This window comes from Cobetia marina (genome assembly GCF_001720485.1).
Classification (GTDB): domain Bacteria; phylum Pseudomonadota; class Gammaproteobacteria; order Pseudomonadales; family Halomonadaceae; genus Cobetia; species Cobetia marina.
In genome coordinates this window covers 1,569,054-1,582,192 of the sequence record NZ_CP017114.1, presented here as the reverse complement: position 1 = coordinate 1,582,192, position 13,139 = coordinate 1,569,054, and the positions used below count along the sequence as shown (strand labels likewise).

General features: G+C 48.3%; 14 protein-coding genes. 5 read left to right on the top strand and 9 right to left on the bottom strand.

The features are described from left to right. Window positions 1-409 precede the first annotated feature (409 nt). The 5 genes from BFX80_RS06815 (at window position 410) to BFX80_RS06795 (ending at window position 2,981) form a co-directional block, all read left to right on the top strand. Window positions 410-982, top strand: a complete 573-nt coding sequence (locus tag BFX80_RS06815; RefSeq protein WP_084208335.1) for a hypothetical protein — start codon at window positions 410-412, stop codon at window positions 980-982. Next, a complete protein-coding gene (locus tag BFX80_RS06810) occupies window positions 979-1,338 on the top strand; it encodes a hypothetical protein (RefSeq protein WP_084208334.1) in 360 nt (119 codons plus the stop codon). Before BFX80_RS06815 ends, BFX80_RS06810 begins: the two co-directional genes overlap by 4 nt. Further along, window positions 1,325-2,101 (top strand): hypothetical protein, encoded by a 777-nt coding sequence (locus BFX80_RS06805; protein WP_084208333.1) that lies wholly within the window; start codon window positions 1,325-1,327, stop codon window positions 2,099-2,101. The genes BFX80_RS06810 and BFX80_RS06805 overlap by 14 nt, the downstream gene beginning before the upstream one ends. Before the next feature lie 62 nt (window positions 2,102-2,163). Then, window positions 2,164-2,475 carry a ParE family toxin-like protein gene (locus BFX80_RS06800; protein WP_084208332.1) on the top strand — a complete coding sequence of 104 codons (312 nt, stop codon included), beginning with the start codon at window positions 2,164-2,166 and terminating at the stop codon, window positions 2,473-2,475. Next, window positions 2,472-2,981, top strand: coding sequence for a glycine-rich domain-containing protein (locus BFX80_RS06795; protein WP_084208331.1), 510 nt, complete (start codon window positions 2,472-2,474; stop codon window positions 2,979-2,981). Before BFX80_RS06800 ends, BFX80_RS06795 begins: the two co-directional genes overlap by 4 nt. A gap of 574 nt (window positions 2,982-3,555) precedes the next feature. Here BFX80_RS06795 and BFX80_RS06790 read toward each other — a convergent pair. The 9 genes from BFX80_RS06790 to BFX80_RS06750 form a co-directional block, all read right to left on the bottom strand. Next, entirely contained in the window at window positions 3,556-4,206 is a 651-nt protein-coding gene (locus BFX80_RS06790; protein WP_084208330.1) for a DsbA family oxidoreductase, read from the bottom strand. 114 nt (window positions 4,207-4,320) lie between these two features. Beyond that, the gene (locus tag BFX80_RS06785; protein ID WP_084208329.1) at window positions 4,321-5,628 is read right to left on the bottom strand and encodes an O-antigen ligase family protein; all 1,308 of its coding nucleotides are present in this window, start codon (window positions 5,626-5,628) and stop codon (window positions 4,321-4,323) included. A gap of 235 nt (window positions 5,629-5,863) precedes the next feature. Next, window positions 5,864-7,030 carry a nucleotide sugar dehydrogenase gene (locus tag BFX80_RS06780; RefSeq protein WP_084208328.1) on the bottom strand — a complete coding sequence of 389 codons (1,167 nt, stop codon included), beginning with the start codon at window positions 7,028-7,030 and terminating at the stop codon, window positions 5,864-5,866. Window positions 7,031-7,294: 264 nt separating this feature from the next. Then, window positions 7,295-8,302 (bottom strand): NAD-dependent epimerase, encoded by a 1,008-nt coding sequence (locus BFX80_RS06775; protein ID WP_084209662.1) that lies wholly within the window; start codon window positions 8,300-8,302, stop codon window positions 7,295-7,297. After that, window positions 8,302-9,420: a glycosyltransferase family 4 protein gene (locus BFX80_RS06770; protein WP_084208327.1), complete on the bottom strand. Its 1,119-nt coding sequence runs from the start codon at window positions 9,418-9,420 to the stop codon at window positions 8,302-8,304. Before BFX80_RS06770 ends, BFX80_RS06775 begins: the two co-directional genes overlap by 1 nt. Further along, window positions 9,411-10,538 (bottom strand): glycosyltransferase, encoded by a 1,128-nt coding sequence (locus BFX80_RS06765; protein WP_167592987.1) that lies wholly within the window; start codon window positions 10,536-10,538, stop codon window positions 9,411-9,413. The genes BFX80_RS06770 and BFX80_RS06765 overlap by 10 nt, the downstream gene beginning before the upstream one ends. Further along, window positions 10,531-11,103, bottom strand: coding sequence for an acyltransferase (locus BFX80_RS06760; RefSeq protein WP_084208325.1), 573 nt, complete (start codon window positions 11,101-11,103; stop codon window positions 10,531-10,533). The genes BFX80_RS06765 and BFX80_RS06760 overlap by 8 nt, the downstream gene beginning before the upstream one ends. Next, entirely contained in the window at window positions 11,103-11,906 is an 804-nt protein-coding gene (locus BFX80_RS06755) for a glycosyltransferase family 2 protein (RefSeq protein WP_084208324.1), read from the bottom strand. The genes BFX80_RS06760 and BFX80_RS06755 overlap by 1 nt, the downstream gene beginning before the upstream one ends. Next, complete coding sequence (locus tag BFX80_RS06750) at window positions 11,903-13,132, bottom strand: lipopolysaccharide biosynthesis protein (RefSeq protein WP_084208323.1); 1,230 nt, start codon at window positions 13,130-13,132, stop codon at window positions 11,903-11,905. The genes BFX80_RS06755 and BFX80_RS06750 overlap by 4 nt, the downstream gene beginning before the upstream one ends. Window positions 13,133-13,139 lie beyond the last annotated feature (7 nt).

The following is a 13,139-nucleotide window of genomic DNA, read 5'->3' as shown; positions in this document are numbered from 1 at the left end:
CGGATCAGTTCTGCCAGTTCACACCCCAGAACGAAAAACGCGGCCCTGCTGAAAAGCGGGGCCGCGTGCGTCATGGGGTATGCGTTCACTCTATACAGCCATTGCGAAACGAGTATCTGATCCTGTCACTTCAAACACCGTTCAATATCGTCCTGATACCTGACAATTGGTGATGCCAATATTTTCCATTCAAATAAATCAGTATTTCGTAAATTAAACTCTTGGCCAATAACCAAAATAATCCCGCAACTCGTTATCGTATCCTGTATATTCTCGCTGAGATGATCACGCCAATGACTGACATGGTTCCTTGACATCTTTTATACAGAACTTTCAGGGACATGAAAGTGATAAGCGCATCACGAAGTCATATCTACACTCATGCAACGATTACATGGACGTATGCACGATGTCTCAATCTGGAAATCTCTCCCTGACCGGGAAAATCGACAATGGGGTCTCACGAATCCTCTGTCAGATATTGAATACCCTCAAGACCCTCCTGCTCTGGCTCACCGGCCTGATGATAGTGGTTCTACTCCCTTTCGCCATCTTCGAGTACGGTGAGGGCCTGGCTGACATGTCACTCCTGGAATGGGCATTCGTGGTGCTGTCAGGCCTGCTGGTGTGGCGTCATGTCCATTACTGCCAGCATTTCTCGACAGGCTTCTGGAAAGGGGCCAGTCGCTTGCTGGTGTCTCTGGGAATCCTCACGGTGGTGGAACTGGTCGTGATTGGCCTGTGTGAAATATTTCTCTGGCAGTCAGAATATGAAGAGCTCCCGAAGCAGTATCTTCTCGAAGATGATCCGCTCGTCAAACTGGCCACTTATGCCACGTTGCTGATTGCCCTCTATCTGGCAGCACCTACTGCGCTCCGCAGCACAGCGACGAAAGATGAGCAGCAGGACGAAAAGCCCTCACTTTCCCCCGATGAGGCTGATTCAGCCACGAGTGATACTTTCAAGGAGCCCACACTGTGAAAACCCCATTCGGTCAATACTCTTTCATCGCTTTCCTCGTGACGCTGGCATTCACCTCGGCCACGCCTGCCCAGGCCAACAAGCATTCGGAACGCCTGATCCAGAGCTGCAACGAGCTGGTGGGAATCTATGCCGAGAGAGATAAACAGAACCTGCTGGCAGGTGTCACGACAAGTGTCTCGGAAGCCCTGCAAGCAGGCTACTGCATGGGCGTGCTGGATGAGTATCGTCGTCATGACAGATGTTACTCCCATGACTGGTTCACTCAGGCTCAGAAGATAGCGGAGATGTCGGTTGGCTACAGCGAGCGCATCTCGGTCAACGAGTTGCTGGAGTTCTCCTGTGAGCGAAGCTGACAAGGGTAACTGGCGCGAAATATCGTCTGTATACGAGGACTTGCTCTGCCGCAAGGTAGGCTTGAGCAAGCCCCTCAGTCAGCATGGCAAGCTCCTGAACTCGATCAAGACACTGGTCAATGCTCTGAGTCCTTCTCTCAAGCACAAGGACGATGTCTGTCGCAAACCCGACCGCAGCAAGACGCAACACCTGCGCCTGGATTACACACCGCTCGGGCATGGCTGTGACAGCCGGAACCGGGTGCGAATCCACCCAGGCGACATCACGCTTCTCTGGAATGCCATCCTGCTTCAGGGAATCTTCGGTGAGCCAAAGCTCGTCATTCAGCTCCTGGAGCAGAAAACCAGGCGACAGGAGCTGGTCGAGTGGGCACGTGAGCTGTTCTTCGAGCGCCAGTCACTGGCAGGACTTGGCCTGTTGCGTCAGGAGATGATCCTCTTGCTGAGTCGATTGCCTGATGCCGATCTCACGTCAGAGGAATTGCCCAACCCCTTTGCCGATGCGTTACCGCAGATGGGCCTCGGTCACCTGCAGGGCAACGTACTCAAGGGACTGGCCGCTCAGACAGCGGCCCTCTCCCAGGGGGACAGCATGATGGCCGCCTACTTCAGGGGAGATCTTCAGGAGGCCTACCAACAGGCATGCCAGCTGAAGACGGACAACGAGATGCTGGTGAAGTATCGTGGCCTGATCCTCCGTCAATACAAGGACGCTTCCTCCTTCGACGCACTGCTGGACACCTTCCGCAAAAAAGATTGTTGAAGCATGCGTGTTGTGGAATCCACAAATAAATACTGGTTTCGTCAACCAAGACGGAGCCAGTCATGCCAACCATCGATACCATCCTCGCCCGCTGTCCCCATGAGGTCAGCCGCTGCTACCAGTCCAAGGCCATCCAGATTGATCACGCCATGGCCAATGGCACGCCCTACCGATCACTTGGCGGAAAACGCCTGCGCTGCCGCAAGGGCTATCTGCGCTTCAAGATCGGGCATGCCTGGCGTCTGCTTTACCAGCTGACTGCCAATGGCTATGAGCCCTGCGCCCTGATCAGTCGTCAGAGTTTCGACCGTGAGATGAAACGAAGGCGGGACATCAAGTTCTGCAATCACCCCTCACAGGAGTCATGCTCATGAATGCCATCGTTTCTCTGAACCAACCCCGCGTGGATCGTCACGGACTGGACATCAATGTCAGCCGTCTCGACCTTGCTCGTCTGAAGCACAAGTACACGGCCTCCAGCGAAGCCGAAATGTCGGTGGAAGCCTGGGACAAGGCGGAGCGTGAGTATCGCCGCTTCCTGTCACTCAAGGCCTTCTATCCTGCTGTCTCGCTCGTGCCCAGCAAGGAGGTCGATGCCTTATGGCATGCACACATCCTGGACACACGTGCTTACCGCGAAGACTGCCACCAGGTATTCGGTCGCTTCATTGACCACTACCCCTACTTCGGTATCTACGGTGAAGACGACTACCAGCAATTGAAGGATGCCTTTGCACAGACGGTAGCGCTGTATGAAAAACACTTTGGCGCCTACCCGGGTGGCGGCACTGAATCACAGGCGATGCGTTGTGGTGGCGACCATAAGTGTCACGTCCCATCCGCATGCGCCTGTCGCGGGGGCCCTGGGGCTTGTAAGTAATAGACCGGCAGCCTACTCAAAACTATTTCAAACAATCGATACAAAGAGATCCAAGACAATGAAAAATACGACCAAGACTCACGCTCCAGCATCCAAGGCCCCTGCACGCAAAGCCCCGGCTCCGAAAGTGCCCAACAGACCGAGCACGACTGGCAACCCCTCCGGCGGTCGCCGTGGCAACAACCCGCCCAAGAAGGCTCAATCTCCGGCGCCTAAAGCCCCTGCGCACAAAGCCCCGGCTCCGAAAGTGCCGAACGGACCGAGCACGACCGGCAATCCCTCCGGCGGTCGCCGTGGCAACAACCCGCCCAAGAAGGCGCAATCTCCGGCGCCTAAAGCCCCTGCACGCAAAGCCCCGGCTCCGAAAGTGCCGAATCTGCCGAGCACGACCAGCAATCCCTCCGGCGGTCGCCGTGGCAACAACCCGCCCAAGCGTGCCTGAAGGTAGTGTGTCTGAACTCTGCTGAGTGATTGACACACCCCGGAACGAAAAACGCGGCCCTGCTCTTCAGCGGGGCCGCGTTTTTGTCACGGGATCGTCATTACCGAAAATCAGTGCCTCAATCGGTGAGGCTCAAGCCTGATCTCCCGAAAGTTCGCTCAACACCTGCTCGAACACCTCTTTAGGCTGGGCGCCGTTCAAGGCGCTGCGACGATTGAAGACGAAGGTCGGCACGCTGGAGATGCCCATCTGCTGCCAATGGGCTTCGCGAGCCCTTACCTGCTGGAGGGCCTCCGGGTCGTCCAGCTGTGCCAGCCCTTCGGTGGCATCCAGCCCGACCGCAGCCAGAGAGTCCGCCATCACGGCGCGGTCCGACATGTCCTTCTGCAAGGTGAAGTAGTCGGCGTAGAACTGCATCATCAGGTCATGCTGCATGCCCTGTTCGGCGGCGTACTCGAGCAGGACGTGGAGCTCGAGGGTATTCACCATGCGCATGTCGTCGAAGAAATTGAAGACCAGGCCTTCCTCGGCTGCCAGAGCGGTCAGATTGCGACGTGCTTCGGCACTGGCCTTGGGCGTGGTGTTGTACTTGCGCTCGATATGGGCGCGCAGATTCTCGCCGTGTGCCGGCATGTCCGGATTCAGCTCGAAGGGCTGCCATTCGATCTCGACGCTATCTTCCAGGCCGAGTGACTGAATGGCGCTCTCGAGGCGCTTGTAGCCGATCACGCACCACGGGCACATCACGTCGGAGACGATGTCGATCTTGAGCTTGTCTTGCATGTCAGTTCTCCTGAGCGGTGAAGCAGCCTCCTTCACCCCACGTGAATAGTCGTGAGCGATTGCTCAAATTTTGCGCGTACTGTAGACCCGTCACCTTCGCAGGTCAAAATACTCTCAGGGTGCCTGCAGTGTCTCGAGGCGTCGCTCGTGGGCGCGCAGCGTGCCCCACACGATCGCCAGCCAGAAGGCGTAGACCATCACGCCACTGGCCTGGGAGAACATCACCCAGGTCATCCCGAAGTCGAGGAAGGTCAGCGGCAGCAGCACGCCGGCGACAGCCAGTGAGCGCAATGTCAGGTCGTCGCTGTCCAGGCGACGGTAGAAGAGTCGCAGCGGCACCAGATAGAGTGCCAGCAACGCCAGCAAGCCCAATACTCCGCGCTTGACCCAGGCGTCGAGAAACTCGTTGTGGGGATGCTCATAAGGTTGGACGTGGCGACTCAGCTCTCCCCGCTCGATCATCGCATCACGCGCCTCGGCATACCCCGTCTCGCCCCTGCCCAGCCACGGCTGCTCGGCGATCATCAGCAGAGCCCCCCGCCACATCTCGAGACGCGCCCCCGCAGAGGTGCCGGCATTGCGGTCCTCCACGTACTTCGTGACATCCGAGACACCGGCTTCGACACGTTGCTGGATACCGGTCGCCGGAGTCATCACCATCAAGGCGATCACCCCGGCACACATGAAGACGCCCAGTCTGAGCACACGGCGTGAAATCACCTCACCATAACTGCGATACAGCACCCAGGCCGCGAAGGGAAAGCCGATCCAACCGCCGCGTGTCCCCGACATCAACGAGCCGATGATACCGAACGCCCCGCCAACCAGCAGCGCCAGTATCCAATAGCGCCGCCGGGCACCTGCCTGACTCATGGCCCAGCCAAGTCCCGCGAGACACATCAGCCCCATCAACATGCAGATATCGCCGAAATTGATGGTGTTGGTAAAGCCGCCGGCGCGGTGCACGCCCCACACCAGCTTCTGCCACATCGCCCAGCTGCCGGTCAGCACGCTGCCGAGGATCAACCCACCCCACATCGCCCCCAGCGACGGAGGACACGACAACACGAGCAACAGCACCGGCACAGCCAGCAACAGGCGGATGGGCACGCCTGCCGTCTGCCACGCATCCCCCTGCAGCAGGATGCTCACCAGCAACAAGGCTGCGAGGCCCGCCATCACGCCGATGACGGTCACGTCCTCCTTGCCAGGCGCGCGCAGCAGCGTGCGCGGCTCGCGCAGCAACCCATAGCCACTGAGCAACACCAGCAGTGCCGGCCCGATGCTATAGCCAGAGGGCAGGACCAGACTGAGCAGACCGAACAGGAAAACGCCGCAGGACACGGGACGCGACGTCACCGAGGAATCATCGGCGTCAATGGGGGATGAAGCTGAACGAGCGAGGGAATCGTATGACGGCATACCTGGCCTTCCTGACCCAGTGATGACTCTATGAAGGATGGCACGAGCCACTCAGGCGCATGCTGCAGAGGGCTATTGAGGACTCCATGGGAGGGATAGCCTGACACAACTGCCCTCCTCCTTGGCATCAGGCAAGCAGCATGAAAGTCTTCACCTATGTCCTCTCCACTGACACGAAAACGCCGCATCACGAGGATGCGGCGTTGTATTTTCGATCAAGAACCAGCGCTCTGAATCAATCGTTGCCGAACAGATCCCGGGTGTAGACCTTGTCGACCACATCGGCGAGCTCTTCCGCCATGCGATTGCTCAGAATGACGTCAGCTTCCTGCTTGAACGCCTCGAGATCCCGCATGACGCGTGACCCGAAGAAGGTGTCCTCTTCCAGTACCGGCTCGTACACCACCACTTCCACACCCTTGGCCTTGATACGCTTCATCACGCCCTGCATGGCACTGGCGCGGAAGTTGTCAGAGCCGGACTTCATCACCAGGCGATACACCCCCACTACCTGCGGATTGCGCTTGAGCACGGATTCCGCGATGAAGTCCTTGCGCGTGGTGTTGGCATCGACGATGGCCTGGATCATGTTGTTGGGCACTTCCTGATAATTGGCCAACAACTGCTTGGTATCCTTCGGCAAGCAGTAACCCCCATACCCGAAGGACGGGTTGTGATAGTGCTGGCCGATGCGCGGATCCAGCCCCACCCCTTCGATGATCTGCCTGGCATCCAGGCCATGTGATTCGGCGTAGGTATCCAGCTCATTGAAGTAGGCGACGCGCATTGCCAGGTAGGTATTGGCGAACAGCTTGATGGCCTCAGCCTCGGTGCTGTCAGTGAAGAGCACATCGACACCCTGCTTGATGGCACCTTCCTTGAGCAGCCCGGCGAACACCTCGGCACGCTCGGAGCGCTCACCGACGATGATGCGAGACGGATGCAGGTTGTCGTACAGCGCCTTGCCTTCACGCAGGAATTCCGGCGAGAACATCAGATTCTGAGTCTGGAAACGCTCACGCGCCTCAGCCGTATAGCCCACCGGCACGGTGGACTTGATGACCATCACCGCGTCAGGATTGATGTCACGCACATCCTGAATCACCGCTTCCACACTCTTGGTGTTGAAGTAGTTGGTGGTGGCATCGTAATCCGTCGGCGTCGCGATGATCACGAAATCGGCATCGCGGTAGGCCTCTTCCTTGTCGAGGGTAGCGCGGAAATTCAGATCTCCACGCGCCAGAAACTCATGAATCTCATTATCGACGATAGGTGAGATACCACGGTTCAGGCCTTCCACCTTCTCCGGCACGATATCCAACGCGACGACTTCATGATGCTGAGACAGCAGCATGGCGTTGGAGAGACCGACATAACCGGTGCCTGCGATGGCAATTTTCATTTCCAATGTTTCCTGTATTTACCGTAACGAAAGCTAAAAATACTGGGGATATACGACTGCTGAAGAGAGATGAAGTTCCCCCAAGGCCAGTCATGGTGATGAATCACGTCTCATTGTGCAAATCGTCTTTTGCAGAAACCTAGCGCTACGAGCTCAGCCTGGTATCTATCGAAGAGAGACGATGTCATGACGATAGACACTGACCGGAGTCGTCAATATACGAAACAGGAGATATTCAAATAGACGTGAAATCATCAAGGGCTATCAAATGGAGAAGTAATTACGATACCACTCCACAAAACGACTAGCCCCTTCTTCTACCCCGACTTGCGGACGATAGCCTGTCGCAGCAAAGAAATCTTCAGTATCCGCCCAGGTTTGAGAAACATCTCCTGGCTGCATGTCCATATAGTTTTTCTTGGCCTCGATACCCGTCGCTTTCTCGACGGCACTGATGAAGTCCATCAGCTGAACTGGGCTACCATTGCCGATATTGTAGAGGGCATAGGGTGCAGGACTTTCATCCGGTGCAAGGCCCTCCGCTGCCGATTTTTGCCCAGCCTGAGGAACGACATCCTTGATGCGAATGATCCCCTCAACGATATCGTCAATGTAAGTAAAGTCACGCGATAGATCGCCGTGGTTATACACATCGATGGACTTGCCTTCGAAAATGGCCTTGGTGAACTTGTACATCGCCATATCCGGACGACCCCAAGGGCCATACACGGTAAAGAAGCGCAGGCCAGTCGTCGGAATGCCATAGAGGTGAGAATAGGTGTGCGCCATCAGCTCATTGGATTTCTTGCTCGCCGCATACAGGCTGACAGGGTGATCAACACCATCCTTGGTAGAGAATGGCACCTTCGCATTCAGGCCATACACGGAGCTGGAGGAGGCATAGACCAGATGCTCGATCTTGTGATGACGGCAGCCTTCCAGGATGTTCAAGAAACCCAGCATGTTGGCATCCGCATAGGCATGCGGATTTTCCAGCGAGTAACGTACTCCCGCCTGTGCTGCCAGATGAACCACATGTGAGATCTCATTGTCAGCAAACACTTTCTCTACCGCCTCGCGATCCGCAAGGTCAAGCTTGAGGAAAGTGAATCCAGCGTGCTGCTGAATGAGTTCGAGACGGGCCTCTTTCAAAGAGACATCGTAGTAATCATTCAGCGAATCAATGCCAATGACATTCTGACCTGCTTCCAGTAGACGCTTGCTGACTTCAGCCCCAATGAAACCCGCAGCTCCAGTAACCATTACTGACATCATTTTTTACTCTTCTTGGCAAGAATTTCTTCAGCGACATCAAGATAACGCTGAATCACATATTGTTCGTCATATTTCTCTTCAGCCAGCTTTCTGGAGTTGGCCTGCATCTCTGCCAGCTTTTCGTCAGAAAGATTGATGACCTTTTCCATAGCTTCTTTCAAAGCTTCAGTATCTCGTGGAGGCACGAGGAAGCCATTGACACCCTCGATTACAACATCGCGACATCCTGGCGTATCTGTTGTAATAATAACTTTACCTGAAGCGGCAGCTTCAAGTAAGCTCCGAGGGGTACCCTCTGGGTAGTATGAAGGAAGGACAACGCAATCTACCTCCTTTAGGACTTGATCAATATCCGCGCGCATCCCCAAATACTCAAACCAAGAAAATGCTTCATAATGACTTATAATATTGTGTGGAACAGCTCGATCTGAATAATCCAGAACACCAGCTAATTTAAAACCGACATTAGAATAAATCTTCGACACTAATTCTGAAGCATTTAGATACTCCACCACACCTTTTTCATTAATCAACCTTGCTGCCATCAAGAAAGTGCGGCTTGAATTAATCTCACTACTAAAACTGAACTTTTCTAAATCAACGCCAGAACCAGGTAATACCTCACTACGGTCCGTACTTAAAAGAAATTGTGTCAGACAAATATCTCTATCTATATTGTTTTGAAAAAAAACATATTCCGCTTTATTCAGGAAAAATCTAAATAGTATCTTATAAACAACACCAGTTATCCCAGTTAATTTTGATGCACTACCTAAACCAGAGATATTTATCACGATTGGCGTTGAAAGGAAGTAACAAGATATAAGTGCATATAAATTAGTCTTAGGATTAAAACTAAAGACTATCTTAACTTTAGATTTCCGGATGGAATTAAAGACAGAAAGAAAGCTTCTCGCCTCTCTATAAAAATTAACGCTATACGCATTAAGATCAATTGGTATGTGCCTTACTTGTAGCGCAATACTAGAGTCTTCTGGGGAGAAACAAACAACGTCTCTATTTTTAGAGAACTCCATAATAGTATTTGAACGGAAGTTTTTTAGATACCATTTACTGTTTGCTATAAAACCAGTTGCCCTCTTTTTCACAGCCATGCATTATGCCCTCCATAAAATTTATTCCTTATCTCATTTACCTTATCGTACGAATATTCTTGTGATAATGCTAAAGAATGTTTAGCTAGAAAGGAATATGTTTCTGGATGAGATATTATATTTTCTATTCTATCTACTATCGCCAAAGAATTCATTGCAGGGAATAATGCAGATGAATGAATTAACTCAGACATGCCCCCTACGTGGCTACCAAAACAAGGCTTGCCCATACTCATAGCTTCTAATACAGAGCGAGGAAGGCCTTCAGTGAGACTCGGTTGAATATAAATGTCTATATCCGATAGCCAGCTATAAATCTTATCTCGATCTGTAATCACGCCTTTATACTTAATATAGCCATGATGCGGAAAAGATACTGATTTACGTTTATTCCCAACAACTTCAAGAGATATATTGTGTCCTTTATTATTGAGCAATTTTACTGCTTCAAAGAGATACTTAAACCCTTTAAGCTCTATATCTGGATCGCCAATAAACCCCAACTTAATAGCCTTTGAGTCAAATACAAATGGCCTAATATTCGATGCTGGATATATAACCGCATCGGTTGCACTGACTACATTGTTGGCACATGGATATTTATCTTGCAAAAACTGCTTAGTTACATAAATAACATTTTTTGATTTCGATATCCATTTTTTATTTCTATATTCAGCGATAGGAGCATATAATTTAGAAACTAGTGTATTACGAGACACAATGCAATCATAAGCATTTGCAACAACTTCAACAGCAGTTTTCTTATTCTTCTTTACAGCATACTTTAAAGCTATCAAACCTATTTCACTAGGTAAGCGAACTATGACGTAATCACAGTCATCGACCGCATTGTGTATAGTATTACGTACTAAATTTCGATTTATTATACCCTTCTTAGTAAGAGGCCCCCATACGCCTTGGACACTAATATTATTACCATTCGCAATTGACAAATTATTATCAATGGATTCTACTTCTTTATAGCGTGCCACTACATCTAAAGAGGAAAAAAAATTGAGATAGTAAGCCAAACTACTATAATCTAATTTACCGGGTGAATAAAAATTATCTTCGTGCTTACTAAATACATGATCATGAAAAAAAGCCAACTTAGTCATTATTGAATTCCATGATTTTCTTTGCAGGTATTCCACCATAAACAGATTTAGCTATAAGCTCACCTTTAACTACACTCCCTGCCCCTATAACACATCTAGTATTAATAATAGTCCCCCCCAGTACTCTGACCCCACAACCAATCCATACATCTTTCGCAATACTAATCTTCTTCAGAACAAGACTATTATATTTAATAGGTGTGGCGGAATCGTTCCATGCATGTTCAAAGCTTATAATTGATGAATTATGTGCTATTGACACTTCACTACCAATATCAACTCCTCCTATTGCATCAATATAACAATTCTCATGTATACTTACATTATCACCAATAGTAAGACCAGACATATTCTTAATTGTTACCCACCTGGCTATATATACATTACTACCTATGTAATTAACCTTTGAAGCTAATAAGCAGTACCTTAAAATTAAGCCTACCGGTGTTGGTATTGACGATGAAAAATCATAAAGCAATCGTATTATACACTTTGGGCAGAGCTTTAAAAAAAATATCAGTGGTTTTAAAAAAAGTTCAATTATTTTCCAATACTTACGTCCCATTATATCACTCCGAATCTAACATATTTATACATACGTAAGAAAAACTTTTTTATTGGGCCTGCCGCAGGAATTAGATAATTACTAGTCAGACTCAAAGCATTAAGAGACTCTACACATGTTGTTATTTGTGTCGATGTATCGCTACGTCCTGATGATGCTATATTTTTACGCAACCAGTACAGAGGCTCTTTAAGGAGCCCTTTTCTAATTGATTTATCAATTGAAATTCTTAAAAGGAAATCATAATCTTGTGCTTTTTTAAATACTTCATTATAAGAATGCTTTAAAAAAACACTACGTTTGCCAAAGAATGTACCATGAATATGCGGATTCCCTAATGTCAGAAAATCCACATCAAACCAATACTTATCTTTTATAGATACCTTGGGAAAGACGCCAATAATTTTCTTTTCTTCTTTGTGTGACTCAAAGATATAAGCTTGTGTGGTTAAAAAATCCAAGTCTTCATTTTCTAAATATTGCAGCGAGTCATGTATCCTATTTGGTTCTAAAATATCATCAGCGTCACAACGCGCAATATAATCTCCTGTAGATAGTACAATCGCTCGATTTAAAGATTTTGTAAGGCCCTGATTTTCTTGCTCTTCATACACTACTTTAATAGCCCCTTCACAACGCTCAATAAACTGCTCAATAATTTCACCAGAACTATCTTTGCACCCATCATTTATTATTACTACTTCAATGTTTTTATATTTCTGAATCAATATAGAGTCCAAACATTCATGTAAGTAATCTTCAGCATTGTAAACACTCATAATTATAGATACGCGACCACTCATCCTAACCTCCTTTTATTAGCTATTCGCACAAAAGAAACTGATAAAAAAACAAAGCTTAAGATATAGGTTAAGACGTAACCTAATATGATAGTTGAATAAGAATTAAAATATACAGCAGACGCAAGGGTAATGCCTATTAGTAACACGGTCATACTTGACACATTTTTATTTATTCTTGAAACACCTATCAATTTTATAGTTTGTGTAACATATGAATTGGCAAAATGTGGAACTACAGTTATTACAATTAAAGAGGTAATGAGTAATGGTGCTAAATTATTTGAGTAATTACTAAAATAATTGTATTGCACCAACACAAGAACTCCAAGATAAACTGCAGTAACTAAAACAACACTTATAGCTACGACATAACAATAAAACTTTAAGGCTTTGGTATAAAATTTCCCTATTGTATTTTTTTTTAATTTCGCCAGGTGTGGAACTAAGGATTGATTGATAGGTAAAGATATATTTACTAACACTCCAAGTATTCTCTGGAACACGGTAAATAAGCCCACTTCATTTGCAGTTGCGACGATTGATATCGTATAGACAGATAGCGGAAGGATAATTGCATTTGAAAATCTATATAACGATATATCCAAATTTTCTTTAGCTATCAATGCAACTAACCTATAATTCAACTTTTTACTCAATCCTCTTTTAATTATTATAGAGAATTGGAAAATTGCTGGAACTAAAAACATGCAAGTATACATAATTACATATAAGGTAATATCTGACATGCCGTCTACAAATATAACGATTAAACTTATAAAAACAAATCTAGATAAAAAAGAAGACATTAATAGTATTCTATACTCACCTTTGGCCTGAAAATACCAAACTGATGCTAGTACTGCAGACAATAATAGAAGGGTGTACGAAATAATTATCGGGAGGTCTTCTGGACGATAGATTGGTGATAGTAATGATACCCCTATAAATAAAGGCACCATCAGAAGGAATAAAATCAGCCTTATCAAGTAAGAGGAAGTTAAGTACGCCTTTATATATGAGCCGACTGGAGTTGCCGTAATTCTTTGAATACCTACAACGTTAAACCCTAAATCTATCAAGTAAGCAAAGAATACGGCTAGTGTCTGATAAAAAGATATTCGACCAAAACCTTCGATATTAAAAATATTAATGGCGAAAGGTACAAGAATCAAGGGAGATAAGCTATCTAATGCCTTTAAAAATGTCAGCGATAGAAAAGCTTTCATTAAAGAG

Coding starts and splice junctions, on each gene's coding strand:
- BFX80_RS06815 (WP_084208335.1), top strand. CDS start 410: ATGTCTCAATCTGGAAATCTCTCCCTGACCGGGAAAATCGACAATGGG.
- BFX80_RS06800 (WP_084208332.1), top strand. CDS start 2,164: ATGCCAACCATCGATACCATCCTCGCCCGCTGTCCCCATGAGGTCAGC.
- BFX80_RS06795 (WP_084208331.1), top strand. CDS start 2,472: ATGAATGCCATCGTTTCTCTGAACCAACCCCGCGTGGATCGTCACGGA.
- BFX80_RS06790 (WP_084208330.1), bottom strand. CDS start 4,206: ATGCAAGACAAGCTCAAGATCGACATCGTCTCCGACGTGATGTGCCCG.
- BFX80_RS06785 (WP_084208329.1), bottom strand. CDS start 5,628: ATGCCGTCATACGATTCCCTCGCTCGTTCAGCTTCATCCCCCATTGAC.
- BFX80_RS06780 (WP_084208328.1), bottom strand. CDS start 7,030: ATGAAAATTGCCATCGCAGGCACCGGTTATGTCGGTCTCTCCAACGCC.
- BFX80_RS06775 (WP_084209662.1), bottom strand. CDS start 8,302: ATGTCAGTAATGGTTACTGGAGCTGCGGGTTTCATTGGGGCTGAAGTC.
- BFX80_RS06770 (WP_084208327.1), bottom strand. CDS start 9,420: ATGGCTGTGAAAAAGAGGGCAACTGGTTTTATAGCAAACAGTAAATGG.
- BFX80_RS06765 (WP_167592987.1), bottom strand. CDS start 10,538: ATGACTAAGTTGGCTTTTTTTCATGATCATGTATTTAGTAAGCACGAA.
- BFX80_RS06760 (WP_084208325.1), bottom strand. CDS start 11,103: ATGGGACGTAAGTATTGGAAAATAATTGAACTTTTTTTAAAACCACTG.
- BFX80_RS06755 (WP_084208324.1), bottom strand. CDS start 11,906: ATGAGTGGTCGCGTATCTATAATTATGAGTGTTTACAATGCTGAAGAT.
- BFX80_RS06750 (WP_084208323.1), bottom strand. CDS start 13,132: ATGAAAGCTTTTCTATCGCTGACATTTTTAAAGGCATTAGATAGCTTA.